Source organism: Herbaspirillum sp. GW103, from assembly GCF_000261365.1.
Taxonomy (GTDB): Bacteria; Pseudomonadota; Gammaproteobacteria; order Burkholderiales; family Burkholderiaceae_D; genus Herbaspirillum.
The window spans coordinates 1,383,268-1,409,395 of sequence record NZ_AJVC01000003.1 but is presented as its reverse complement, the minus strand read 5'-3'; the positions used below and the strand labels follow the sequence as shown (position 1 = coordinate 1,409,395).

Annotated in this window: 20 protein-coding genes; 11 read left to right on the top strand and 9 right to left on the bottom strand. The window is 63.3% G+C overall.

Annotated features, from left to right (window positions below; all coding sequences use genetic code 11):
- Positions 1-5: 5 nt before the first annotated feature.
- A complete protein-coding gene (locus GWL_RS09795) occupies positions 6-683 on the bottom strand; it encodes a Crp/Fnr family transcriptional regulator (protein ID WP_008329393.1) in 678 nt (225 codons plus the stop codon).
- A gap of 270 nt (positions 684-953) precedes the next feature.
- Between GWL_RS09795 and GWL_RS09790 the strand changes: the two genes are divergently transcribed.
- The 9 genes from GWL_RS09790 (at position 954) to GWL_RS09750 (ending at position 11,544) form a co-directional block, all read left to right on the top strand.
- Positions 954-2,915 (top strand): long-chain fatty acid--CoA ligase, encoded by a 1,962-nt coding sequence (locus GWL_RS09790; RefSeq protein WP_008329392.1) that lies wholly within the window; start codon positions 954-956, stop codon positions 2,913-2,915.
- Positions 2,916-2,987: 72 nt separating this feature from the next.
- Positions 2,988-3,869: an ABC transporter ATP-binding protein gene (locus GWL_RS09785; protein WP_008329391.1), complete on the top strand. Its 882-nt coding sequence runs from the start codon at positions 2,988-2,990 to the stop codon at positions 3,867-3,869.
- A gap of 88 nt (positions 3,870-3,957) precedes the next feature.
- The gene (locus GWL_RS09780; protein WP_008329390.1) at positions 3,958-4,872 is read left to right on the top strand and encodes a branched-chain amino acid ABC transporter permease; all 915 of its coding nucleotides are present in this window, start codon (positions 3,958-3,960) and stop codon (positions 4,870-4,872) included.
- Between the two features lie 66 nt (positions 4,873-4,938).
- Positions 4,939-6,015 carry a branched-chain amino acid ABC transporter permease gene (locus GWL_RS09775; RefSeq protein ID WP_008329387.1) on the top strand — a complete coding sequence of 359 codons (1,077 nt, stop codon included), beginning with the start codon at positions 4,939-4,941 and terminating at the stop codon, positions 6,013-6,015.
- A gap of 86 nt (positions 6,016-6,101) precedes the next feature.
- Positions 6,102-7,433: an ABC transporter substrate-binding protein gene (locus tag GWL_RS09770; protein WP_008329385.1), complete on the top strand. Its 1,332-nt coding sequence runs from the start codon at positions 6,102-6,104 to the stop codon at positions 7,431-7,433.
- A gap of 67 nt (positions 7,434-7,500) precedes the next feature.
- A complete protein-coding gene (locus tag GWL_RS09765; RefSeq protein WP_008329383.1) occupies positions 7,501-8,358 on the top strand; it encodes an ABC transporter ATP-binding protein in 858 nt (285 codons plus the stop codon).
- A gap of 11 nt (positions 8,359-8,369) precedes the next feature.
- Complete coding sequence (locus tag GWL_RS09760; RefSeq protein WP_008329381.1) at positions 8,370-9,641, top strand: phenylacetate--CoA ligase family protein; 1,272 nt, start codon at positions 8,370-8,372, stop codon at positions 9,639-9,641.
- A gap of 137 nt (positions 9,642-9,778) precedes the next feature.
- Positions 9,779-11,044, top strand: a complete 1,266-nt coding sequence (gene alaC, locus GWL_RS09755) for an alanine transaminase (protein ID WP_008329379.1) — start codon at positions 9,779-9,781, stop codon at positions 11,042-11,044.
- An 83-nt stretch (positions 11,045-11,127) separates the two neighbouring features.
- Positions 11,128-11,544: a YXWGXW repeat-containing protein gene (locus tag GWL_RS09750; RefSeq protein WP_034350400.1), complete on the top strand. Its 417-nt coding sequence runs from the start codon at positions 11,128-11,130 to the stop codon at positions 11,542-11,544.
- Positions 11,545-11,648: 104 nt separating this feature from the next.
- On the opposite strand, the gene GWL_RS23630 is transcribed toward GWL_RS09750, so the two are convergent.
- The 6 genes from GWL_RS23630 to GWL_RS09725 all read right to left on the bottom strand — a co-directional run bounded on the left by GWL_RS23630 (position 11,649) and on the right by GWL_RS09725 (position 18,992).
- Entirely contained in the window at positions 11,649-11,804 is a 156-nt protein-coding gene (locus GWL_RS23630; protein ID WP_008329375.1) for a hypothetical protein, read from the bottom strand.
- Between the two features lie 63 nt (positions 11,805-11,867).
- Positions 11,868-12,977, bottom strand: coding sequence for a PHB depolymerase family esterase (locus GWL_RS09745; protein ID WP_192811561.1), 1,110 nt, complete (start codon positions 12,975-12,977; stop codon positions 11,868-11,870).
- Positions 12,978-13,088: 111 nt separating this feature from the next.
- Positions 13,089-13,796: a glutathione S-transferase N-terminal domain-containing protein gene (locus GWL_RS09740; RefSeq protein ID WP_008329372.1), complete on the bottom strand. Its 708-nt coding sequence runs from the start codon at positions 13,794-13,796 to the stop codon at positions 13,089-13,091.
- A 12-nt stretch (positions 13,797-13,808) separates the two neighbouring features.
- The gene (locus GWL_RS09735; protein WP_008329369.1) at positions 13,809-16,913 is read right to left on the bottom strand and encodes an EAL domain-containing protein; all 3,105 of its coding nucleotides are present in this window, start codon (positions 16,911-16,913) and stop codon (positions 13,809-13,811) included.
- Positions 16,910-17,776 carry an ABC transporter substrate-binding protein gene (locus GWL_RS09730; RefSeq protein WP_008329367.1) on the bottom strand — a complete coding sequence of 289 codons (867 nt, stop codon included), beginning with the start codon at positions 17,774-17,776 and terminating at the stop codon, positions 16,910-16,912. Before GWL_RS09730 ends, GWL_RS09735 begins: the two co-directional genes overlap by 4 nt.
- 430 nt (positions 17,777-18,206) lie before the next feature.
- The gene (locus GWL_RS09725) at positions 18,207-18,992 is read right to left on the bottom strand and encodes an SDR family NAD(P)-dependent oxidoreductase (RefSeq protein WP_008329365.1); all 786 of its coding nucleotides are present in this window, start codon (positions 18,990-18,992) and stop codon (positions 18,207-18,209) included.
- 109 nt (positions 18,993-19,101) lie between these two features.
- Here GWL_RS09725 and GWL_RS09720 point away from each other — a divergent pair, with 109 nt between their 5' ends.
- Positions 19,102-20,025, top strand: a complete 924-nt coding sequence (locus GWL_RS09720) for a LysR family transcriptional regulator (RefSeq protein ID WP_008329363.1) — start codon at positions 19,102-19,104, stop codon at positions 20,023-20,025.
- Between the two features lie 9 nt (positions 20,026-20,034).
- On the opposite strand, the gene GWL_RS09715 is transcribed toward GWL_RS09720, so the two are convergent.
- Complete coding sequence (locus GWL_RS09715) at positions 20,035-20,925, bottom strand: PhzF family phenazine biosynthesis protein (protein ID WP_008329361.1); 891 nt, start codon at positions 20,923-20,925, stop codon at positions 20,035-20,037.
- A gap of 92 nt (positions 20,926-21,017) precedes the next feature.
- Positions 21,018-21,962, bottom strand: coding sequence for a sensor domain-containing diguanylate cyclase (locus GWL_RS09710; protein WP_008329360.1), 945 nt, complete (start codon positions 21,960-21,962; stop codon positions 21,018-21,020).
- Positions 21,963-22,502: 540 nt separating this feature from the next.
- Between GWL_RS09710 and GWL_RS09705 the strand changes: the two genes are divergently transcribed.
- Positions 22,503-26,084: an indolepyruvate ferredoxin oxidoreductase family protein gene (locus tag GWL_RS09705; protein WP_008329359.1), complete on the top strand. Its 3,582-nt coding sequence runs from the start codon at positions 22,503-22,505 to the stop codon at positions 26,082-26,084.
- Positions 26,085-26,128: the final 44 nt, after the last annotated feature.

Sequence of the window (26,128 nt, the reverse complement as noted above, 5' to 3'; positions counted from 1 at the left end):
GCGTTTCACCCCGGAAATTGCCGCAGACCTTCCAGGTCATTGATGGTGATGCTGCCATAGTCGACCTTCAGCAGGCCGGCCTTTTCCAGCACTTGCAGAGCCTGGTTGGCGCGCTGGCGCGAGGTGCCGGAGAGGTTGCCGACTTCCTCCTGCGAGATTTGCAGATTCAGGCCGATGCCCGGATTCAGATAGGGATTGAACAGCGCCGCCAGGCAGCGTGCCACGCGGGCATCCGGCTCCAGCATGCGGTCGTATTCCACCAGCGAAATGAACAGCGCCAGACGCTCGTTCAATTGCGTGACCAGGAAGCGGTTGAAGGGGATGCTGTTGTCCAGCAGCCAGATGTAGGTGGCCTTGGGCATGTACAGCAGTTCGCTCTCGCGCAGAGCCACCACGTCATACCTGCGCGGTTCGTCCTTGAGCAGCGAACCCTCGCCCAGCCAGCCGCCGTTGGCCATGCCCGCAAAAGAGACGGTCTTGCCCTCGGGCGAGACACTGCTCATCTTCAGCAAGCCTTCATGTACGCCGATCCAGTGCGCCACCGGATCGCCCTTGCGGCAGACGTAACCGCCGGCCGGGATCTTGCGGCTGACTACCTCCGCCTCGACCCGGGCCAGCTGTTCTTCGGTCAGCGCCTGCGCCCAGATGCTCTTGGACAGCATGCGTCGAATTGATGTCTCCATGATGATGCGTCGCAATATCGAAAGTTTTGTCAATTGTCGGTGAGATGACATCCACTGGCAACCACTCAAACTACTATCATCGCAAAAAGGGCCCTGACCAAAAGGTCTGGCCAAACAAAGAGACAGGACGGCTGGCATGCCAGACATCATGACTGCGGCAGTAAGAGCAGCGTAAGCCTGGCAGCACAGACTGATCCGACACCGGATTCGTATCCTCATGCAATCCCATGAAGGAAACGGATCTTTCGAACCTGCACAAGAAGGTGGGAAATGGTGGAGACGAGACAAGACAAGCAAGCCGCGACCTTTCCGCGGCTGTTGCAGGCACATGCCCAACGACGCCCCGAACGGGCGGCCTTCCGCGAGAAGGATCTGGGCATCTGGCAGACCACGAGCTGGCGCCAGGTGGCCGAGGAGGTGCGCAGCTTTGCCTGTGGCCTGGCCGCATTGGGTTTCAAGCGCGGCATGAGCCTGGCCATCATCGGCAACAACTGCCCGCGCCTGTACTGGGCCATGAGCGCGGCCCAGGCGCTGGGTGGCATGCCGGTGCCGCTGTATCAGGATGCGCCTGCGGCTGACATGGCCTACGTGCTGGCCGATGCCAACGTCGACTTCGTCATGGCCGAAGATCAGGAGCAGGTCGACAAGGTCTTCGAGATCAAGGAAAACCTGCCCCGCATTGCCCACGTCATCTATGACGACGAGCGCGGCATGCGCAACTACCACCAGCCCGAGCTGCTGTCCTTTGCCCGCGTGCAGGAACTGGGTCGTGCCTACGAACATGCGCATCCGGGATTCTTCGAGCAGGAGGTGGCGGCGGGCTCGCCCGATGACGTGGCCATCATCCTCTACACCTCCGGCACCACCGGCAAGCCCAAGGGCGTGTGCCACTCGCATCGGGCCATGATCACCACCGCTACCACGCTGGTGGAATTCGATCATCTCGACGAGAACGACGACATCCTCTGCTATCTGCCGCTGGCCTGGGTCGGAGACTTCCTGTATTCCTTCGCGCAGCAGCACGTGGCCGGCTTCTGCCTGAATTGCCCGGAGTCGCCCAACACGGTCATGAGCGACCTGCGCGAGATCGGCCCGACGTATTACTTTGCGCCACCGCGCGTCTACGAAAACATCCTCACGCAAGTGATGATCCGCATCGAGGATGCCGGCTGGATCAAACGCAAGATGTTCCATGGCTTCATGAAGGTGGCGCGCCGGGTCGGCATGCGCATCCTTGATGGCAAGCCTGGCGTGTCGCTGGCAGACCGCCTGCAATACGCCATCGGCAACCTGCTGGTCTACGGGCCGCTCAAGAACGTGCTGGGCATGTCGCGCCTGCGCGTGGCCTATACCGGCGGCGAGGCCATCGGTCCGGACCTGTTCGACTTCTATCGCTCGCTGGGCATCAACCTCAAACAACTCTACGGCATGACCGAGACCTGCGTGACGGTCTGCATGCAGCCCTCCGGTGACGTCAAGCTCGATAGCGTGGGTCGTCCCATGAAGGGCGTGGAAGTGCGCATCGATGCCAATGGCGAAGTGCTGGTGCGCTCGCCGGGCCTGATGAAGGAATATTTCAAGCGGCCCGATGCCACCGCCGAAGCCATCGACCAGGACGGCTACTTCCATACGGGAGATGCAGGTTTCTTCGACAGCGACGGCCACCTCAAGATCATCGACCGCGCCAAGGATGTCGGCAAGATGGCCAGCGGCAGCATGTTCGCGCCCAAGTACATCGAGAACAAGCTGAAGTTCTTCCCCTTCATCAAGGAAGCGGTGGCCTTCGGCAGCGGTCGCCAGCAGTGCATGGCCTTCATCAACATCGACATGGATGCCGTGGGCAACTGGGCCGAGCGTCGCAACCTGCCCTACAGCGGCTACACCGACCTGGCCGCCAACCCGGCGGTCTACGAGCTGGTGCGCGAGTGCGTGGAAAAGGTCAATGCCGACCTGGTGGCGGACCCCTTGCTGGCCGATTCGCAGATCCATCGCTTCCTGATCCTGCACAAGGAACTGGATCCCGACGACGAGGAGCTCACCCGTACCCGCAAGGTCCGGCGCGGCTTCATCGCCGACAAGTACGCAGTGCTCATCGAGGCGCTCTACGCAGGCCATGCGTCGCAGTACATTGAGACCCAGGTCAAGTTCGAGGATGGTCGCCAGGGCATGATCTCGGCCGACCTCAGAATCGCCGACGCCAGGACCTACCAGACGCTGCAAAGCGCCGCCTGAGCCGCCCGCAGTCCCGTCCCGGAGGCTTCATCGCATCCGGCTTGCAGCGTAGCCCGACCAGACCACCGCTGAATGAACACCACCATGAAACGACACCTGAGTTCCGAAATCCTGCCTGCGGGCCTGCCGCCGGTGGCCAGCCCCGATGACCAAGCCCCGGCGGTGGCCGCCAATGGCCGCCGCGTCGGCGAGGTGATCCTCGATCTGCAGAACATCTCGCTGTCCTTCGGTGGCGTCAAGGCGCTCACCGATATTTCCTTCAACGTGCGTGAGCATGAGATCCGCGCCATCATCGGTCCCAATGGCGCCGGCAAGAGTTCGATGATCAACGTCATCAACGGCGTCTACCATCCGCAGAAGGGCAGCATCCTCTATCGCGGCCAGCCCCGCCTGGGCATGCACCCCAGCAGCATCGCGCGCCAGGGCATCGCCCGCACCTTCCAGAACATTGCGCTCTTCAAGGGCATGACGGTACTGGACAACATCATGACCGGCCGCAACACCAAGATGCGTTCCGGCCTGCTCTCCAACGCCCTGTGGTGGGGGGCGGCCCGCAACGAGGAAATCGAACATCGGCGCAAAGTCGAAGAAGTGATCGATTTCCTCGAAATTCAACACATCCGCAAGACGCCCGTGGGGCGCCTGCCTTACGGCCTGCAAAAGCGTGTGGAACTGGCGCGCGCACTGGCGGCCGAGCCGCACATGCTGCTGCTGGACGAACCCATGGCCGGCATGAACGTGGAAGAAAAACAGGACATGTGCCGCTTCATCCTCGATGTCAATGACCAGTTCGGTACCACCATCGTGCTCATCGAACACGACATGGGCGTGGTCATGGATATCTCGGATCGTGTGGTGGTACTGGATTACGGCAAGAAGATCGGTGATGGCACGCCCGATGAAGTGATGTGCAATGAAGACGTGATCAAGGCATACCTCGGGACTTCGCACTGAGCGCTGCAAGCCCTGGATTATCTTCATCTTGAAGCGATATAAACAATATAAACAATAAATACAAAAAGACGGCAGGCAAGGAGACGACATGCAATTCTTCCTCGAAGTCACCCTGAGCGGATTGCTCTCTGGGCTGATGTATTCTCTTGTGGCGCTGGGCTTCGTGCTGATCTACAAGGCATCCGGCGTATTCAATTTTGCCCAGGGCGCGATGGTGTATTTCGCCGCGCTGGCGGTGGTGGGCCTGATGGAGAAGGGCATGCCGATGTGGGCCGCCATCATCGGCGCCTTCGCGGTCATGATCCTGGTGGGCTTGGCGACTGAACGCTTCGTGCTGCGCAAGCTGGTGAACCAGCCGCCGATCACCTTGTTCATGGCCACCATCGGTCTGACTTTTTTCCTGGAGGGCCTGGGCCCCTTGCTCTTCGGCAGCGAGGTGCGGCCCATCGATCTGGGCATCGTCGATGAACCGATCCAGTCGGTGATGGACAGCATGGGGATCGGCATTTCCAAATTTGACCTCTTCGCCTCCGGCATGGTGGTGGCCTTGGTGGCGGCGCTGGCGCTGTTCTTCCAGAAGACCAAGGTCGGTCGCGCTCTGCGTGCGGTGGCCGACGATCACCAGGCGGCGCTGTCTCTGGGCATCCCGCTGCAGCACATCTGGGCCGTGGTGTGGGGTGTGGCCGGGTTCGTGGCCCTGATTGCAGGTCTGCTGTGGGGTTCGCGCAATGGCGTGCAGTTCGCCCTGACCATGACGGCCTTGAAGGCGCTGCCGGTGCTGATCCTGGGGGGCTTCACGTCGATCCCGGGGGCCATTGTCGGCGGCCTCATCATCGGCGCCTCCGAGAAGCTGGCCGAGATCTACATCCCGCCGGTCATGCAGGACGCCTTCGGCGGCAACTTCGGTGGTATCGAAGGCTGGTTCCCGTATGTGTTTGCGCTGCTGTTCCTGCTGGTGCGCCCGGAAGGATTGTTCGGCGAGCGGCATATCGACCGTGTATGACAAAACGCTGATTCCAATGTTGGCGATATGTCGCCACAGGTGCCATGCAGGAACAAGGAGAACATGATGCTGTACCGTGAAGCCGGACAATTCAAGACAAGCTACATCGCCGACAGTCAGATCTTCCCGATCCGCCAGGATCGCATCCTCTTTACGCTCTTCATGCTGTTCGCCTTCGTGGGCGTGCCGCTGTTGGGCAATGAATACTGGTTCTCGGCCATCCTGGTGCCGTTCCTGGTGTTTGCGCTGGCCGCACTCGGTCTGAACGTGCTGACCGGTTACGCCGGTCAGCTCTCGTTGGGGTCGGCGGCCTTCATGGCGGTGGGGGCGTACGCGGCCTACAACTTCCAGCTGCGGGTGGAGGGCATTCCCATCGTCGCCACGCTGCTGCTCTCGGGTGGCTGTGCCGCGCTGGTGGGTGTGCTGTTCGGGCTGCCGTCGCTGCGCATCAAGGGTTTCTATCTGGCCGTGGCCACGCTGGCGGCGCAGTTCTTCGTGGTGTGGGCGCTGACCAAGTTTCCCTGGTTCTCCAACAATTCCTCTTCCGGCGTGATCAGCACCCCCAAGATCGATTTCTTCGGCATCGCCATCGACAGCCCGGTACGCAAGTATCTCTTCGTGCTGGGCGTGGTGAGCGTACTGGCGCTGGTGGCCAAGAACCTGGTGCGCTCCTCCACCGGGCGCGCCTGGATGGCAGTGCGCGACATGGACGTGGCCGCCGAAGTGATCGGCATCCCCTTGATGCGCACCAAGCTGACCGCCTTCGCAGTGAGCTCCTTCTACTGCGGCGTGGCCGGTGCCCTGTATGCGTTCTGCTACCTGGGCTCGGTGGAACCGGACGGCTTCTCGCTGGACCTGTCCTTCCGCATCCTCTTCATGATCATCATCGGCGGCGTGGGCAGCATCCTCGGTTCCTTCCTGGGGTCGGCCTTCATCCTTCTGCTGCCGATCTTCCTGGACAACGCGCTGCCGCCGCTGGCAGCCCTGTTGCACCTGCCCTTCACCAATGCCACCGTGTCGCACATCCAGATGATGATGTTCGGTGCCCTGATCATCTTCTTCCTGATCGTCGAGCCGCACGGGCTGGCACGACTGTGGCAGATCGCCAAGGAAAAACTGCGCCTGTGGCCGTTCCCGCACTAGGCGCACAAGCAGCAACGAGGTAGGTGGAGGCCGGGATGCCGGCGTCCGATAAAAGTCGGCAACGACAACATAAAGGAGACGAGACCATGAAGAGCATCAAGCATCTGCGGCAACTGGTGGTAGCCACCGCCTGCGCCGCCAGCCTGCTGTCGGCAGCAGTGCCGGCGCTGGCACAGAGCAGTGACCAGTTCATCGCCATCCCCAGCTACCGGGTCGGCCCGTATGGTACCAACGGCCAGTCGTATTACGGCGGCTATGTCGATTACCTCAACTACGTCAACCTCAAGGAAGGCGGCATCAACGGTGTCAAGCTGTCCTGGGAAGAGTGCGAGACCGAGTACAACAACGCCAAGGGCGTGGAGTGCTACGAGCGCATGAAGAACAAGAATACCGTCACCCACGGCACCGCCATCAACCCCATGGCCACCGGCATTTCCTACGCGCTCATCGACAAGACCGCCGAGGACAAGGTGCCGCTGGTGATGATCGGCTATGGCCGTACCGATGCGGTGGATGGTTCGGTGTTCCCCTATGCTTTCCCGCTGGTGACGACCTACCAGATGCAGGTCTCGGCCATCGTCAAGTATCTGACCGGCAAGAACAATGGTTCGCTGGCGGGCAAGAAGATCGTGTTCCTGTATCACGATTCGGCCTATGGCAAGGAGCCCATCGTGGCCTTGCAGGCGGAGGCTTCCATCGGCAAGTTCAAGCTGGTGGAGATCCCGGTGGCCCACCCCGGCAATGAACAGGGCGCGCAATGGCTGCGCATCCGCCAGGAAAATCCGGACTACGTGATCTTCTGGGGCTGGGGCGTGATGAACCAGACGGCGCTGAAGGCGGCGCAGAAGGTCGGCTATCCGCGTGACAAGATCATCGGTTCCTGGTGGGCCGGCTCGGAAGAAGACACCATCCCCGCCGGCGAGGCCGCCAAGGGTTACCTGTCGGCCACCTGGAACGTGGCCGGCAAGGATGTGCCGGTCATCGCCGATATCGACAAGGTGGTCTATGGCGCGGGCCGCGGCAACATGCAGGACAAGAACAAGCTCGGTTCCATCCTCTACAACCGTGGCGTCTCGGCCGCCATTGCCACCGTGGAAGCGGTGCGCACGGCCCAGGACAAATATGGCAAGGGAAAGGTCATGAGTGGCGAGCAGGTGCGCTGGGGCTTTGAAAACCTCAACATCACCGATGCCCGCCTGAAGGCTCTGGGCGCCACCGGCCTGCTGCCGGAGATCAAGACCTCCTGCGAGAACCATGAGGGATCGGGCAAGATCAAGATCCAGCAATGGGATGGCAGCAAGTGGGTGCTGGTGTCGGACTGGATCGAGGGCAACAAGAACCTGATCCACCCCTTGTTCAAGGCATCGGCTGCGAAATACGCAAAAGAAAAAGGCATCACTCCTGCCTGCATGAAGTAGGCGCTTGCGCCGGCGGTTTTGCACGTCTCCCACGGCCGTCGGTGCTTTTTTGGGAATGCGAACGACCATGAATGCCACACCGATCCAGACCAGTGCCGCTCCCTCTGCCGCCCCGGCAGCGGTAGCCAAGGCGCTGGCCATCAACAACATCGAAGTGATCTACGACCACGTGATCCTGGTCTTGAAGGGCGTCTCGCTGGACGTGCCCGAAGGCAAGATCGTGGCACTGCTGGGCGCCAATGGCGCAGGCAAGAGCACGACCCTGAAGGCCATTTCCAACCTGCTGCACGCCGAACGCGGCGACGTCACCAAGGGCAGCATCGAGTTTCGCGGCGAGCGGGTGGACCGCATGACGCCCAATGACCTGGTCAGGCGCGGCGTGATCCAGGTGATGGAAGGACGGCATTGCTTCGGCCACCTGACGGTGGAAGAAAACCTGCTGACCGGTGCCTACACGCGCGGCATCAGCCACTCCGAAGTGAAGCACGAACTGGAAAAGATTTACGACTATTTTCCGCGCCTGAAGGTGCGCCGCAAATCGCAGTCCGGCTATACCTCGGGCGGCGAACAGCAGATGACCGCGATCGGGCGCGCCATGATGGCCAAGCCTTCGATGATCCTGCTGGACGAACCCTCGATGGGCCTGGCGCCGCAGATCGTCGAGGAGATCTTCGAGATCGTCAAGGACCTGAACAGCAAGGAGAAAGTCTCCTTCCTGCTGGCCGAGCAGAACACCATGGTGGCACTGCGCTATGCCGACTTCGGCTACATCCTCGAAAACGGCCGCGTGGTCATGGAAGGCGCGGCCAGCGAGCTGGCCGATAACGAGGACGTCAAGGAGTTCTATCTCGGCGTCTCCGGAGGCGGTCGCAAGAATTTCCGCGACATGAAGTTCTATCGGCGCCGCAAGCGCTGGTTGGCCTGAGGGAGGGCATCATGTCCGATCCCAGGCAGGGTGTGGCCGAGCTGGACGCGCTGGAACGGCGTGATCCGCAACAGCGTGAAGAACAGTTGATGCGTGCGTTGCCGCAGCTGGTGGCACGGGCGCAGGGCGCGCCGGGCTGGGCGCGCATCCTTGCGGGGGTGGATGCGGCGGCCATCGGCTCGCGCGCGGCCCTGGCGCAATTGCCGGTGACCCGCAAATCCGATCTGAAGCAATTGCAGACGCGTGAGAGTCCCTTCGGCGGCTTGAATACCACGCCCGCGCGGCAACTGCGGCGGCTCTTCGTCTCGCCCGGTCCGATCTTCGATCCGGAAGGCCAGGGCGCCGACTGGTGGCGCTTTGCCAGCCCGATGAAGGCGCTGGGCTTGCAGGCCGGGCATATCCTGCAAAACTGCTTTGCCTATCACTTCACGCCGGCTGCCTTCATGGTCGAGGGCGCGGCGGCCAGGCTGGGCTGTGCGGTGATTCCGGCCGGTATTGGCCAGACCGAATTGCAGGTCAATGCGATGGCGGCCTTGAAGCCCGATGCCTATGTGGGCACGCCCTCGTTCCTCAAGATCATCATCGAGAAGGCACAGGAGATGGGCGCGGATATCTCCAGCGTGCGGCGCGCGCTGGTCAGCGCCGAAGCGCTGCCGCCGTCGCTGCGCAGCTGGTTCCATGAACACGGCGTGCCGCAGGTGCTGCAGCTGTATGCCTCTGCCGACATCGGCAACATCGCCTACGAAACCATGAGTGAGGGCAGGGTGCATCCCGGCATGGTGCTGGATGAATCGCTGATCCTGGAAATCGTGCGGCCCGGCACGGGCGACCCCGTGGCTGAGGGCGAGGTTGGCGAGGTGGTGGTGACTTCCTTCAATCCCGACTATCCGCTCATCCGCTTCGGCACCGGTGATCTCTCGGCGGTCGTGCCGGGGGCGTCTCCGTGCGGGCGTACCAATACCCGCATCAAGGGCTGGATGGGACGGGCCGACCAGACGACCAAGGTGCGTGGCATGTTCGTGCATCCTTCGCAGGTGGCCGACGTCTTGCGCCGCCATGGTGATGTCTTGCGGGCGCGGCTGGTGGTCTCGGGCGAGATGGCCAATGACGTCATGACCCTGCATTGCGAAGTGGGTGACCCGGAAGATCCGGCCATCGACGTCTCTGCACTGGCCGGTAGCCTGCGCGAGGTGACCAAGCTCAGAGGCGAAGTGCTGCTGGTGGCGCCGGGCAGTCTGCCCAATGACGGCAAGGTCATTGAAGATGCGCGGAAATACGAATAAGTGAAGTAACTTGCAGAGGATCGAAGGTACAGGGCGATTTGCGCTTGTGCAGGTGAAGCTTCGCGCATAAAATCGGCAACGGAACATTGGTTCCAACGTCGCTCGGACGGTTCCGGGCGCTGACGTGAAAGACCTCCATGACGCAATCCGCCGATTCGCGCGATCCCTCGCGCACGCCTGCTGTTTCCTCTTCCCCTGCCACTTCCCCGGACGCCTTCCCGGTCAGCTTCCCGCGCATTGACCGGCTGCCGCCCTACGTCTTCAACATCACCGCCGAACTGAAGATGGCTGCCCGCCGTCGTGGCGAGGACATCATCGACATGTCCATGGGCAACCCCGATGGCGCCACGCCGCCGCACATCGTGGAGAAGCTGGTGGAAGTGGCGCAGCGGCCCGATACGCACGGCTATTCTTCCTCCAAGGGCATCCCGCGCCTGCGCCGCGCCATTGCACACTGGTATCGCAGTCGCTATGAGGTCGATTTCGATCCCGACAGCGAAGCCATCGTCACCATCGGTTCCAAGGAAGGCCTGGCGCACCTGATGCTGGCCACGCTCGACAAGGGCGATACCGTGCTGGTGCCCAATCCCAGCTACCCCATCCACATCTATGGCGCGGTCATTGCCGGCGCCAACATCCGCTCGGTGCGCATGAGCCCGGGCGTGGATTTCTTCGACGAGCTGGAACGTGCGGTGCGCGAGAGCTATCCCAAGCCCAAGATGATGATCCTGGGCTTTCCCTCCAATCCGACCGCGCAATGCGTGGAACTGGAATTCTTCGAGCGCGTGGTCAGGCTGGCGCGCGAACACCAGATCCTGGTGGTGCATGACCTGGCCTATGCCGACATCACCTTCGATGGCTGGAAAGCGCCGTCCATCATGCAGGTGCCGGGTGCGCGGGAGGTTGCAGTGGAATTCTTCACGCTCTCCAAGAGCTACAACATGGCCGGCTGGCGGATTGGTTTCATGGTCGGCAATGCCCGGCTGGTGGCGGCGCTGGCGCGCATCAAGAGCTATCACGACTATGGCAGCTTCACCCCGGTGCAGGTGGCGGCCATCGCGGCGCTGGAAGGCGACCAGTCCTGCGTGGAGGAGATCCGCGCCAATTACGAAAAGCGCCGCAATGTCCTGGTCAAGGGCCTGCACGAGGCCGGCTGGATGGTCGATATTCCCAAGGCCTCGATGTACATCTGGGCGCGCATCCCCGAACCGTATCGCCAGTTCGGTTCGCTGGAGTTTTCACGCATCCTGCTGGAACAGGCCAAGGTCTGCGTCTCGCCCGGCATCGGTTTCGGTGAGTACGGTGACGAGTATGTGCGCTTCGCCCTGATCGAGAATGAATCGCGCATCCGCCAGGCCATTCGCGGGATCAAGACCATGTTCAAGAACGCCAAGGGCGGCTGACCCGGGGCCTGCCGGTGTAAAGACCGGAACCGTGCCGGTGGGGCCGCTGTCCTACAAAAATATTCACCCTCTGATTATTTTATATGATGAAAAAAATAATATTCGCCAGCCTGATGGCGCTTGGTGCGTCCGCGGCTGTGCTGCCGCTTGCCCAGGCGCAGGTGTCGGTCAACATCAACATCGGTGCACCGCCGCCGCCGCGCGCCGAACCGCTCCCGCCGCCGCGCCATGGTTATGTGTGGGCACCCGGCTTCTGGGATTGGGATGGTCATCGCCACATCTGGCGCGAAGGCCACTGGGTGCGCGAGCGCCCCGGCTATGTGTATGCCGCGCCCGTATGGCGTCAGGGGCCGCGCGGATGGGAGCTCGATCGCGGCGGCTGGCGCGGCGGTCCGCCACCGGGTCACGGGCCGCGTCACCATCGTGATGATGACGACCACCGTGGTCCGGGACGCGGACACGACTGCCCGCCGGGTCATGAGCGCAAGGGGGAGTGCTGAAATGCTGATGCAGCCTGCATGAACTGAAGTGATGAAACGAAACGGCCGCAACGTCTTCACGTTGCGGCCGTTTTCGTTGGCGGGCCGCGCGAAAGCTGACGGAATCAGGTCTTGTCCATCAGCGCGGAGACCGCAAAGGAGACGATGCCGGCGGTGATGCAGATGACGGCCAGGCGGTAATGCGGAATCAGCTTGCCGATCCAGGGCAGCAGGAAGTACAGGACGATGGCGATCAGGATGCTGGTCAGAAGTCTTTTCATTGTCGTGGCGGGAGGTTGAACGCTGGTCGCTATGATAGTGCGAATCGTGTTGCGATGGCAGCGTCAGCCAGGGGCCAGTCCCTTCATGCCGGGGCGCGTGGGTGCAGGTGCGGCGGGCACGGGCGGCTTCGTCGGCAAGGGGGAGGCCGGTGTGGCAGGCGGCGCGGGCAGCGGTGTGGCGCCGGGCGGCAGCTTGTCGTCGACCTGCTCGTTCTGGCGGCCACCGCCGTGGGCATTGAAGAAGTTGATGACGGTGCGCGAGGTGTCCAGGTTCTGCGAGGACTTGCCGCCATTGACGATGGGCACCACGCCGCCCGGCCAGGCATGGCCGCCGCCCTTGACCTCGTAGAGCACCACGGCCTGCGGGTCGGTCTTGCTGGCGTAGGTGTACTGGCGAATGGTGGTGCCGTCGTTGGCGGTGTCGGGGATGTCGGTCACGGTCGGTCGTGGATTGGCACCATCGGCCTTGATGAAGGCTTCGATGCTGCGCGCCACCGAGATGCGCGGCAGCTGCGAGACTTCCTGCTTGCCGATACCCCCCAGGAAGGGGATGAAAGGGTCGTCGCTGCCGTGGATATGCAGCAGCGGCATGGGAGCCTTGACCGTCTCGGGCGGCACGTCCAGCACCGCGCTGACCACCGCCACCGCCCGGAACAGTTCGGGCGATTCGGCGGCCATGCGATAGGCCATCATGCCGCCGTTGGAGACGCCCACCAGATAGATGCGCCGCGGATCGGCCAGGCCATCCTTGACCAGCTTGTCGATCAGGGCGCGCAGGAAGGCTACGTCATCCACCTTGTGCATCTGCGCATAGCCGCAGCAGCCGCCCGAATTCCAGGTGCGCGCATCAATGGCCAGCCCGGTGCCGTTGGGATACACGATCATGTAGCCGGCGGCTTCGGCGATCTCGGTCAGCCCGGTGGCGCGCGCCATGAGCGAGCCGCTGGAGCCACTGGCATGCAGCGCGATGATCAGAGGTTGCGGCTCACCGGGCGCGGCACGTTCGGAAAAATACGCGCGCGAGAGATTGCCCACGCGGATCGTCTTCAGGGACAGGTCAACCGCGTGTACCGGTGTGGACGCCAGTACGGCAAGGCCGCACAGCGCCGCCAGCAGGCGGCGGCGCAAGGGCCGGACACGAACATTCGGGGGCAGGAGACTACGGTAGCTCATGACGGGCGGGATGCGTTTGCAGGGATGGGCGCCATGTTAACGCGCAGCGCGTGCTGCCGCAAAGTGATTTACACCCTGCGCCACCCGCAGCAGGCGCCCAGCGCGGATCGATCAGCCCCGCGCCGGAATGTTGAGCCCGCGCACCACCGCCGGCCGTGCCACGAAGGCTTCCAGTGCCCGTGCCACATGGGGGAAGTCCTGGAAGCCGACCAGCTCGGCGGCCTCATAGAAGCCGATCAGGTTGCGGATCCACGGGAAGGTGGCGATGTCGGCGATCGAATAGGCATCGCCACCCAGCCACTGGCTTTGTGCCAGACGCCGGTCCATCACGCCCAGCAGACGTTTGGTTTCGTTGACGTAACGGTCGCGCGGACGCTTGTCTTCGTACTCCTTGCCGGCGAAGCGGTGGAAGAAGCCCAACTGGCCGAACATCGGCCCCACGCCGCCCATCTGGAACATCACCCACTGGATCACCTGGTAGCGCGCCGCGGCATCGGCGGGCAGAAACTGGCCGGTCTTCTCGGCCAGGTAGAGCAGGATGGCCCCCGATTCGAACAGCGGCAGCGCTGCACCATTTGGGCCATTGGGATCGATGATGGCGGGGATCTTGTTGTTCGGGTTCAGCGACAGGAACTCCGGTGACATCTGGTCATTGGTCTCGAAGCTCACCAGGTGGGCTTCGTAGGGCAGGCCGGTTTCTTCCAGCATGATCGAGACCTTCACGCCATTGGGCGTGGGCAGCGAATACAGCTGGATGCGCTCGGGGTGCTGGGCCGGCCATTTTTGATTGATGGCGAAGGCGGACAAAGCGTGACTCATGAGATCGGACTCCTAGGCAACGGATATGAGGGGATCGCGGTCCTGGGCGAATTTCTCGAAGGCATCGACCGTCACGGGCCGGCAGAAGTAATAGCCCTGGTAGGCATGGCAGCCGGCATCGGCCAGGAAGGAGCGCTGGGCATCGGTTTCCACACCCTCGGCGATCACCCCCAGCCCCAGGCTCTGGGCCAGGTTGACGATGGTCTTGGCTATCGAGGCGTCGTTGGGATCGATCAGGACATCGCGCACGAAAGACTGGTCGATTTTAAGCTGATTCAGCGGCAGCCGCTTGAGGTAGGACAGGGACGAATAACCGGTGCCGAAATCGTCCAGCGAAAACTCTACGCCGTAAGCCTTCAAGGCAAACATCTTCTGGATGATGTCTTCCACGTTGTCCACCAGCAGGCTTTCGGTGAGCTCCAGCTTGAGGCGGCGCGGATTGGCGCCGGTGCGCTCGATGATGTCCAGCACGGTCTGCACGAAATCGGCCTCGCGCAATTGCGGCGCGCTGACGTTGACGGCGATGCTGAGCTCGGCCATGCGCGGCCGCTTGGCCCAGACGGCCAGCTGCTTGCAGGCGGTTTCCAGCACCCAGTTGCCCAGCGAGAGGATCAGTCCGGTTTCTTCGGCCAGCGGGATGAAGTCGCCCGGGGGCACCATGCCGCGCTGCGGATGCTGCCAGCGTACCAGTACTTCCGCACCGGTCACGCGACCACCCTCGACCACCTGCGGCTGGTAGTGCAGCAACAGCTGCTCCCCTTCAATGGCCTTGCGCAGGCCGGCTTCCAGGGTGGCGCGTTCCAGCACGGCGGTCTGCATGGCCGGGTCGAAGAAGCGCAGCGCATTGCGGCCGGTTTCCTTGGCCTTGTACATGGCCAGGTCGGCCTGCTTCATCAGTTCATCCACCGAGGTCGCCCGCCCCAGGAAAACGGTGGCGCCGATGCTGGCAGTGGTGCGATATTCGACGTCGTCCAGCTGGTAGGTGGCGCCCAGCGCGGCGAGGATCTTCTCGCCGATGGCGCGGGTCTGGGTGGCGGCTTCCTGCTGGGTATCGTTCAAGGCTTCGAGCACCACCACGAATTCATCACCGCCCACCCGCGCCACCGTATCGTTTTCACGCACGTTGGCCAGCAGGCGCTGGGCCACCTGTTTCAACAGGGTGTCGCCCTTCTCATGGCCGACGGTATCGTTGAGGGTCTTGAAGTGATCCAGGTCGATGAACAGCAGCGCGCCGCAGGTGCGGGTGCGCAGCGACAGTGCGATGGCCTGCTTGAGGCGGTCCAGGAGCAGGGTGCGGTTGGGCAGGCGGGTCAGGGCGTCGAAGAAGGCCAGCTCGCGGATGCGTTCCTCGGCCAGCTTGCGGTCGCTGATGTCGTGATGGGTGCTGACGTAGTGGGTCACCTGGTTGTCCTTGTTCTTGACCGCCGAGATGGTCAGCCACTCGGGATAGACCTCGCCGTTCTTGCGACGGTCCCAGATCTCACCCTGCCACTTGCCGAAGCGGCGGATGCTCTCGCGCATCTCCTGGAAGAAGGCCGGACCATGGCGGTCCGAGCGCAGCAGCTTGGGATGCTTGCCGACAATTTCCTCGGCGGTGTAGCCGGTGATCTCGGTGAAGGCCTTGTTCACGCGCAGGATCTTGCTGTTGGCGTCGGTGATGAGCATGCCCTCGCGCGAATCGAAGGCTACTGCCGAGATGCGCAGTTCGGCTTCGATCTGCTTGCGCTCGGTGATGTCGCGCGCACTGGTGCGGAATCCCGTGAAGCTGCCCTGGGCATCGGCAATCGGCGCCGACGACAGCGACAGCCAGAACACCGTGCCATCCTTGCGTACGCAGCGGAATTCCACGTCCTCGCGCTTCTGGCCATCCATGCAGCGCGCCAGCTCGGCGCGTATGCGGTGCTCGTCGTCGGGATGGACGATGCTGCCGATGAAGTCCGGCATGCTCAGGCATTGTTCCACCGTATAGCCGGTGTAGTCGCGCACGGCATGATTGATCCAGCGCGGGCGGCCATCGCGGCCCCACCAGACTTCCCAGTTGACGGTGCAGTCGGCGATGGCGCGGAACTGTTCCTCGCTGGCGCGCAGTTCCGCCGTCATCTTCTCGGCCAGACGCACGGCGCGCTTGCGGCTGGACATCATCAGCCAGGCCAGCAGGGCCAGCGTGATGCTCAAGCCGATGCCGGTGGCAGCGATGAGCTGCTCGGCATTGCGCCCGAACTGGGTGGTGAAGGCGTCGGTGGTGCTGATGGAGAGGGTCCAGTTGTGATTGGCCACCACCAGATATTCATCGGCCTGCAGGCGTGGGCGGTGCAGCGGGGCGCTGGCCAGCGGCGAGCGGTAGAGCAGGTCCTGCGGGTCCCGCGTGACGCCGTCGAAGAGCATGAAGGCGATGGTGCGGCTGCTCTCGCCGTACAGACTGGCGATGACATCGCTCATGCGGAAGACCGCATGCACCCAGCCGATCAGGCTGGCGCGCCGCTCGGCGATGGTGGACTGCGGCTGGCCGCGCTCGTACAGCGGCAGGTACATCATGAAGGCCGGTGTGGCCGGCCCTTCACCGGCCAGTTCGATCTTGCCGGAGACGGTCGCCATGCCGGAGTCGCGCGCCTTTTCCATGGCCGCGCGTCGCACCGGATCGGACCACTGGTCGTTGCCGAAGGGGAGACGGTTGCGGCCCACGTAGGGCTCGCGCAGGATGGTCGGGGCATAGGCCGGGCGAGCTCCCGCCGGGCGGATCTTGTAGTCCGCCAAGCCCTGGCGCGCCATGCGGGCCAGATGGGCATCGAGTTGCCGGGCCGGCACCCACTCCTCGATGGAGATGGCCTGGATGCCGGAAAAATTGGCGTCCAGGTTGAGCGCCTCGACATAGTCGCGGAACTGGTTGCGGTCGATGTTGCCGGTGGCCGAGATCAGACCCTGCACCCCATGCAGCATCTGTTCGTAGGAAGCCATGCGCTGCTCGATGCGGCTGACGGTCTCGCGCAGCACCGAGGCGAACTGGGTATGGACCTCCTTGGCGGCGGCGTCGCGTTCGTGGTCCCAGGCGGTCCAGGTGACGCCCAATCCTGTGGCCAGGATGATCAGGGGCAGCAGGATCTGGCGTATCCAGTTCACGGCTTGCTCTGGAATTGGACCATGGCTGCCGCCAGTTCCGCATTGAAGTACTTGCGGAAGATGCGCAGCACCGTACCATCGGCCAGCATGCCATTGACCAGGGCGCGCCATTTTTCCTGCTCGGCGGGGGGCAGGGCCTGGCGCGACATGATCAATCCATGCAGCACCGAGGGATCCTCGAAGCTGATGATGGTGGTGGCCTCGCGAATGCGCTTTTCTCCCACCACCGGATAATCGAAGGGCTCCATGATCATGCCCTGGATGCGATTCTGCAGCAGCGCCTCATAGAGCGGCTCCAGCCCGCCGGCCAGGGTGACGCGATTGGCGGCGGCCAGTTCGTCCACCACACGGTTGGCGTTGCTGCTGTAGCGGAAGCCACGGATGACGCCAAGCTTGAAACGCTCGCTGCGGGCGATATCGGCCAGTTGGGTGATGCCGGCATCCTTGCGCACCAGCAGGTAGTACTTGTTGCTGAAGTACCAGGCGAAGGAGGCGAATCTGTCGCGCTCGGCATTGGTGATGCCGGAGAGGCTGAAGTCCAGCGCGCCTGACTCGATCAACTGCCAGATGCGCGCACGCGACATGAGACTGACGTTGACCTTGCAGCCGCTGCGGCGGATCAGCTCATCGGCAAAATCCTTGTCGATCCCCGTATCGGTGGCCGCAGAATAGAGCAGGCCGTGATCGTGCAGGGCCAGCGTGTAGGTTCGTGAACAATCGGGACCGGCCGTCGTGGAAGAACCGGCGACATCGGCAGCGTCGGAAGGGGAAGCCGCCAGCAGGGCCGCAAACAGGGTGGCCGCGTTCGCACAGGCACGCACTGCGCGATTGCGAAAGAATCGACTGAAAATACTGGCCCCCATGAATACGCCACACCGTGGACGCCGTCTTGCGCTCCGGACGCGATGCCGCCTCCGGTGCACTGTCGTGTCGTCCTTCCCTGAAATCACCGCATCTGAAACGGTGCCCTGATCTGTTGTTCTGTGTCTGCCGCCCGTGGAGGCGGTGGTGTCATCACCTGCTCTGCTCACATGTGGGACACGTCAGCAAGAACGGGGCTGCACCAAACGCCGAGCGATGTTACCCGAGCAGATTCCATTGCGCAACAGAATGCGTCGCGGCCTGCAAGGGCCGGCTGCACGGGGCCGCGCGGCGTGTGCACGGGAGTGGAAAAAAGCAGTGGCCAGGGTGCACGCAGGGGCCGTCATGCGCACAAAAAAACCGGTATTTCCCAAGTGGAAACACCGGTTTCTTCTTCCTGCGGCGAACCGCCGATCATGCGCGCGCGGGGGCTCAGATGAACATGCCGCCCGAGACTTCCACCCGCTGGGCATTGATCCATCCGTTGTCCGGACGCAGCAGGGAGGCCACCGCCGCGCCGATGTCATCGGGCACGCCGACCCGGCCCAGTGCGGTCTGGCTGGCGACAAAGGCGTTGAGCTCGGCATTGTCGCGCACGCGGCCTCCGCCGAAATCGGTCTCGATGGCGCCCGGTGCCACGGTATTGACGGCAATGCCGCGCGCGCCGAATTCCTTGGCCATGTAGCGCGTCATCACTTCCACGCCACCCTTCATGGCGGCATAGGCAGCGTAGCCCGGCAGGGCGAAGCGTGCCAGCCCGCTGGAGATGTTGATGATGCGCCCACCATCGGCCAGCAGTGGCAGCAGCGCCTGGGTCAGGAAGAACGGCCCCTTGAGATGGACCTTGTAGAGCGCGTCGAAGTCCGCTTCGCTGGTCTCGGCGATCGGGCCATAGATGCCCATGCCGCCGTTGTTGATCAGATAGTTGAACTGGCGGACCTGCCAGACCCGGTACAGTGCATCGGACACTTGTTGTGCGAAGGCCGTAACACTTGCGCTGTCGGCCAAGTCCAGCTGCAAGGCCACCGCCGGTACACCGAGGGCTTCGATTTCTGACACTGCGGCATCGGCAGCAGTACGGTTGCCGACATAGGTCAGGAGGATGCCCACGCCTTCGCGGGCCAGGTGCAGGGCGGTGTTCTTGCCCAGGCCCCGGCTGCCGCCGGTGATCAGGGCGATGCGGGGAGAAGTGGGGGTGGAAGCAGCTTGGGCGTTCATGTCGGGCTCCTTGGTTGTTGAGGAGCTCAGTATATTGAGAAGAAATTTAAGAATAAATTCAGGATTTACTATTAGACTTTTCAGAATTGAATAATAATCAGGCGAGCACATGAACCAGTTGGATACCCTCAAGATCTTCCAGCGCGTGGCCGAACTGGCCAGCTTCAGCGGTGCGGCGCGCCAGCTCGGGCTGCCCAACGCCAGCGTGTCGCTGGCCGTACAGCAACTGGAGCAGATGCTGGGCACGCGCCTGCTCCAGCGCACCACGCGGCGCGTGCAGCTGACCGCCGATGGCGAGGCCTTCTACCGGCGCAGCCAGGAACTGCTGGATGAATTCGAATCCTTGCGCGGCATGTTTCGGGCAGGCGGTCAGCCTTTGAGCGGCAAGTTGCGGGTCGACATGTCCAGCGCCATGGCGCGCGAAGTGGTGCTGCCGGCCTTGCCGGGCTTCCTGGCCCGGCATCCGCAACTGGAGATCGAACTCTCGGCCAGTGACCGCCGGGTGGACCTGGTGGCGGAGGGATTTGATTGCGTGCTGCGTACCGGCACGCTGGATGACTCCTCACTGGTGGCGCGGCCCATCGGCCACCTGGTGCAGATCAACTGCGCCAGCGCCGCCTATCTGAAACGCCACGGCACGCCGCGTACGCTGGAGGATCTGGCGCAGCACCAGCTGGTGCATTACCGGCAGGTGCTGGGCGGACGTTCGCCCGGCTGGGAGTGGTTCGATGGCCGCCAGACGCACACCCTGTCCATGGCCGGCAGCGTCACGGTCAATGGCACGGAGACCTATTACGCCGCCTGTCAGGCCGGCCTGGGACTGATCCAGTTGCCGCTGGTGGGCGCGCAGAAACGCAAGATGCTCGACGGCGGCAGGCTGGTGGAAGTGCTGCCGCAATATCGACCGGCCCCCATGCCGGTCACGATCCTGTACGCCAGCCGGCGTCACGTACCGGCGCGGCTGGCGGAGTTCATGGACTGGCTGCATGCGCTGATCTTTCCGCTCACGCAGGAGGGCGGTCTCACACGCTGAGCAGCCCGCTCAGGCCAGCATGGTCTGTCCGACGGGATCGATGGTGACGGTGCCGCGTCCGATCTCGATGACGCGGCCGCCGACCTGGATTGCGCCCCCGGCATCGACCGCAAGATGCAGGCGTGACGGACGGTCCACGGCCGCACCCTGATCGATGGCGTAGCGCGCCGGCAGCGTTGCGCCGGTCGCGATGAGCCAGCCGCCCAGGTTGGCGCAGGCCGAGCCGGTACCTGGATCCTCGGCCACGCCACCGCCCTGCTTGGTGAAGAAGTAGCGTGCCAGCACCTGATCCGGGGCGGCCTCATCGAAGGCGAAGACATAGGCCGTCTTGCGTCCCAGACTGCTCGCCGGCCAGCGTTCCAGCAGGCCGCTGTCGGGGCGGGCGCGGCGCACTGCCGCAGTGGAACGCAGGGGAATGAGGAACTGGTCGGCGCCGGTATCGACCCACATCGGATCAGCGGCCAGGTCGCCCGCCTCCAGCGCCAGCAGCGCCGCCACTTCGGCGCGCGACAGGGGCGAGGGCGCCGTGCGCGCGCCACCGGGGCAGGGCGCGGTAAAGGTCCAGACATCGCCACGGGCGGTGACGGGCACCACGCCGGCCTTGAATTCCAGGGTCAGGGCATCGCCGCAGCCGCGCAGCTCGCGCACCACCTGCGCCGTACCCAGCGTGGGATGGCCGGCAAAGGGCATCTCGTAACCGGTGGTGAAGATGCGCACCTGCGCATCGGCAACCGTGGAGGGGAAGATGAAGGTCGTCTCCGACAGGTTGAATTGCAGGGCCAGTGCCAGCATGGTGGCCTCATCGAGGCCGCGCGCGTCTTCGAACACGCACAGGGGATTGCCGCCGAAGGTCGATTCGGCGAAGACGTTGAGCAGGCGGTAAGCGTAGGTGGCAGGCATGAGGGTCTCGCAGCAAGGTCAGGGAACCTGCGCCTAAGCGCAAGCAGGAAGGCCGATTGTAGCGATGGCCTTCGCTGCGAGACAGGTACAGTTCACTCGTCTACGGCAATACAGTCACGGCCCAACTGTTTGGCGCGGTACAGGCGGCGGTCGGCCTGTTCCAGGAAGGCAATGCGCTGGTCCATCGGCGAAGGCACGATGGTGGTCACGCCCAGACTGATGGTGATGTGCGGGGAGACCTGCGACTTGGCGTGCGGCAGGGCGGCCTCATTGATCAGCGTGCGGCAGCGCTGGGCGACCTGCAGGGCCGCCTTTTCATCGCACTCGGGCAGGATCAGCACGAATTCCTCGCCGCCATAGCGGGCAAAGAAGTCACGGCTGCGGGTGGCGCTCTGGCTGAGCAGTTGCGCGACCTGCTTGAGACAGTCGTCGCCACGGATGTGGCCGTAATGGTCGTTGTACTGCTTGAAGTAATCAATGTCGAGCATGATCAGCGACAGCGGCGCGCGCGTGCTGACCGCATTGGCCCATTCCACTTCCAGCGCCGAATCGAACATGCGGCGGTTGGCCACGTTGGTCAGACCGTCGCGGTAGGACAGCGCTTCCAGCTCCTTCTGCAATTCGATCAGGCGTGCCTCGGTTTTCTTGCGCTCGGTGATGTCGAACATGAAGCCGATCAGCGAATTGGGGCTGCCATCGGGATTGCGCACGACATGCACCACGTCGCGGATCCAGACGTGCTCGCCATCGCGGGTCAGGGCGCGGTAGTCGGCCTCGTGGTCGGCGCCGGCCTTGGATTGCGAGATGCAGAAATCGACCACCGCCTCGCGGTCTTCCGCGTGGATGCGCATGGCCCAGTCGTCGGCCGTCTTCCAGCTCTCCGGCGTCCAGCCCAGCAGTTGCTCGATCTGCGGGCCGATGTAGGCGAACTGCATGGTGCTCCAGTCGATTTTCCAGGGAATCGCCTTGGTCGATTCCAGCAGGGTTTTGTAGACGGCGCTGTCGGGTTCCATCTGTTCTTGGGTGGGATTGCTCATGGCTCTCTGTGGCGGCTTCGTTGTGCTGTTGTTGTCGAGGGGAAATGCTGCAGCGATGCGGTGCAAAAAATTTGCCGGTTAGCATAACGCGACTTGCTGTCAGGAAGATGAAAAACCGGTCGAAATCCGCCTCACGCCCCTCAAAAATTGCCGTGATGCAATGCGATGGTGCAGGGAGGCGGTATCGAAAACGGGTTATCGTTTTTTCTTATACCCCTATCCTCATTCGGTATTTCCGGATTCTGCGGACCTGCGGATAGACTTCAGTCACAGCAGTTTTCGAGACGGAGATTGTTGTGTGGACCGCTACCACGGTCGATGTGTCTGGCAGTGATGTGCCGTACCCGGTGCAGTAATGGCAGACGCTATCTGAAACAAAAATTTTGGAGACAAGCAATGCAATTCCGTTCGGCAGCTGAGCCTGCCGCAGCGGCGACGCCAACCGTAGAAGGCGATCGCGACTGCGCACAGGCTGTGACCCCAGTGAGCGCTCACTCGCCGGTCCTCGACCAGACACCCGGCACCCCCGCGACAGACGGCTTGCATACCGTCACCGCACACTTGACTGACCGGACAGGCAACCGTACCGGACCAGTTCCAGACACTTCCGGACTGGCCCCTGTCAGTCTGGACGACAAATACACCGCCACCGAAGGCGCCATCTATCTCTCCGGCATTCAGGCGCTGGTGCGCCTGCCGATGCTGCAGCAGATCCGCGACCGCGCGGCGGGCCTCAACACGGCCGGTTTCATTTCGGGTTATCGCGGCTCGCCCCTGGGCGGACTGGACGAGGCCCTCTGGCACGCCCAGCCGCACCTGGCCGCGCACCGCGTGAAATTCCAGCCCGGCGTGAACGAAGACATGGCCGCCACCGCCGTCTGGGGCACGCAGCAGGTCAAGCTGATCGGTCCTTCCGACTATGACGGCGTCTATGCCATGTGGTACGGCAAGGGGCCTGGCGTGGACCGCTGCGGCGATGTATTGAAGCACATGAACCACGCCGGCACCTCCGCCCAGGGCGGCGTGCTGCTGGTGGCCGGGGATGATCACGGGGCCTATTCCTCAACCCTGCCGCACCAGTCGGACCACATCTTCTCTGCCTCGATGATCCCGATGCTCTATCCCTGCAACGTGCAGGAGTATCTCGATCTGGGCCTGCATGGCTGGGCCATGTCGCGTTATTCCGGCTGTGTGGTGGGCTTCAAGGCGCTGGCCGACACCGTCGAGTCCAGTGCCTCGGTGGATGCCGATCCCTTCCGCGTCGAGATCCGTCTGCCGACCGATTTCGTCATGCCTGCGGGCGGCCTCAATGCACGGCTTTCCACCGATACCCTGGGCGTGCAGGCGCGCAAGCAGGAAGCGCTGATGCAGGATTACAAGATCTATGCCGCGCTGGCCTACGCGCGGGCCAACAAACTCAACCGCGTGATGATCGATAGCCCGCGCGCGCGGCTGGGCATCATCGCCTCCGGCAAGTCCTATCTCGACGTGCTGGAAGCCTTGTCCGAGCTGGGTATCGACGAAGCCTTCGCCGCCGACATCGGTTTGCGCCTGTTCAAGGTCTCGATGCCCTGGCCGCTGGAGCCGGAGGGCGTGCGCGAGTTCGCGCAGGGCCTCGACGAGATCCTGGTGGTCGAAGAAAAGCGCCAGATGGTCGAATACCAGTTGAAGGAGCAGCTCTACAACTGGCGCGACGACGTGCGTCCGCGCGTGATCGGCAAGTTCGACGAAAAGGGCGAATGGGTGGCCCCGCGTGGCGAGTGGCTGCTGACCTCCAAGGCCGATTTCTCGGTGGCGCAGATCGCCCGCGTGATTGCCGCGCGCATCGCGCGTTTCCATACCAGTGACCTGATCAAGGCGCGCCTGGCCTTCCTCGATGCCAAGGATGCGGTGCTGAGCAAGGCTGTCAATACGCCGCCGCGCCCGGCTTACTATTGCTCGGGCTGTCCGCACAATACCTCCACCCGCGTGCCTGAAGGCAGCTTCGCGCTGGCCGGTATCGGCTGCCACGTGATGGCTACCGCCATCTATCCGGAATTCAACAAGCTGACCACCCACATGGGCGGCGAGGGCGCGCCCTGGATCGGACAGGCGCCATTCTCCAAGGTGCCGCACGTGTTCGCCAACCTGGGCGATGGCACCTATTTCCATTCGGGCTATCTCGCCATTCGCGCCGCCGTCGCCGCCAAGGTCAACATGACCTACAAGATCCTGTACAACGATGCCGTGGCCATGACCGGTGGACAGCCGGTCGATGGCACGGTGTCGGTACCGATGATCGCGCAGCAGATGGCTGCCGAAGGCGTGCAGCGCATTGCCCTGGTCTCGGAAGACATCAGCCGTTACGCCGACCGCAACGGTCTGCCGGCAACCGTGAGCCTGCATGACCGCAAGGACATGGATGCCGTGCAGCGCGAGCTGCGCGAGATTCCAGGCGTGAGCGTCATCATCTACGACCAGACCTGCGCCGCCGAAAAGCGCCGCCGCCGCAAGAAAGGCGAATTTCCCGATCCCAACGAACGGCTCTTCATCAATGCGGCCGTGTGCGAGGGCTGCGGCGATTGCGGCGTGCAGTCCAACTGCACCTCGATCCTGCCGCTGGAGACCGAACTGGGCCGCAAGCGCGTCATCGACCAGTCTTCCTGCAACAAGGATTATTCCTGCGTGAAGGGCTTCTGTCCCAGTTTTGTCACCGTGACTGGCGGCCAGTTGAAGAAGTCGCGCACCGGCGTCCACAAGAAGGGCGCGCCCGATGATTTCGGTGCGCTGCCCGAACCGGCCATTCCTTCCTGCGAGACGCCCTTCAACATCCTCATCAACGGCATCGGTGGCACCGGGGTCATCACCATCGGCGCACTCATGGGCATGGCCGCGCATCTGGAAGGCAAGGGCGCGTCGGTGCTGGACATGACCGGCATGTCGCAGAAGAACGGTTCGGTCACCTCGCACGTGCGCATCGCTGCCCGGCGCGATGCCATCCGTGCCCAGCGCATCGCCACCGGCGAGGCCGACCTGGTGCTGGGCTGCGACATGCTGACTGCCGGCGCCTTCGATGCCATTTCCAAGATGCGCCCTGGCCGGACGCGGGCGGTGGTCAACCTGCATCAACAGCCGCCCGGACAATTCGCCAGGAACTCGGACTGGCAGTTCCCCGTCGAGGAAGTCAAGGCGCTGATCCTGGAATCGGTCGACCAGCAGGCCGACTTCATCGATGCCACACGCCTGGCCACGGCCTTGATGGGCGACGCCATCGCCACCAATCTCTTCATGTTGGGCTATGCCTGGCAGCGCGGTGAACTGCCCTTGAGCGAAGCCGCGCTGCTGCGTGCGATCGAACTCAATGGCGTAGCGGTCGAGGCCAACCAGACCGCCTTCCGCTGGGGCCGCCGTGCCGCCGTTGACCTGCGCCGCGTGGAGCAGATCGCGCTGCCGGCCCAGCCGGTGGTGGTGCATCTGCCGCAGTCGCCGGACCAACTGATCAAGCGCCGCGTGGCCTTGCTGACCGAGTATCAGGATGCGTCTTACGCCGCCCGGTTCATGGAAGTGGTCGAAGCCGTGCGCGCCGCCGAAGCGCCACTGGGCAGCGACAAGCTGACTCTGGCCGTGGCCCGCAATCTCTCGCGCCTGATGGCTTACAAGGACGAATACGAGGTGGCGCGGCTCTATACCAACGGCCAGTTCCAGAAAGAACTGGCGCAGCAGTTCGAGGGCGACTTCACGCTCAGCTTCAATCTGGCCCCGCCGATCTTCGCGCGCAAGGATGGACAGGGCCAACCGATCAAGGCCCGCTATGGCAGCTGGATGATGAGCGCATTGCGGCTGCTGGCCCGCTGCAAGGGCTTGCGCGGCGGCTTCTTCGATGTCTTTGGACGTACCGAAGAGCGCCGCATGGAGCGCGCGCTGATCGTGCAGTATCGCCAGATGATGCTGGACCTGCTGCCCAAGCTGACCTCCACCAACCTGCCTGTGGCCATCGCCCTGGCACAGTTGCCAGAACAGGTGCGTGGCTTCGGTCACGTCAAGCAGCAGGCCGTGCTCGCGATGCAGGCACGCCAGACCACGTTGCTGGCCGACTTCGCCCAGGCCGCCCAGGTACAGGGCGTGAGGCCGGCTGCGGCCTGAGCGAGCGGCCAATGTCGCGCCGGTGACAACTGCCCGGCGCGAAT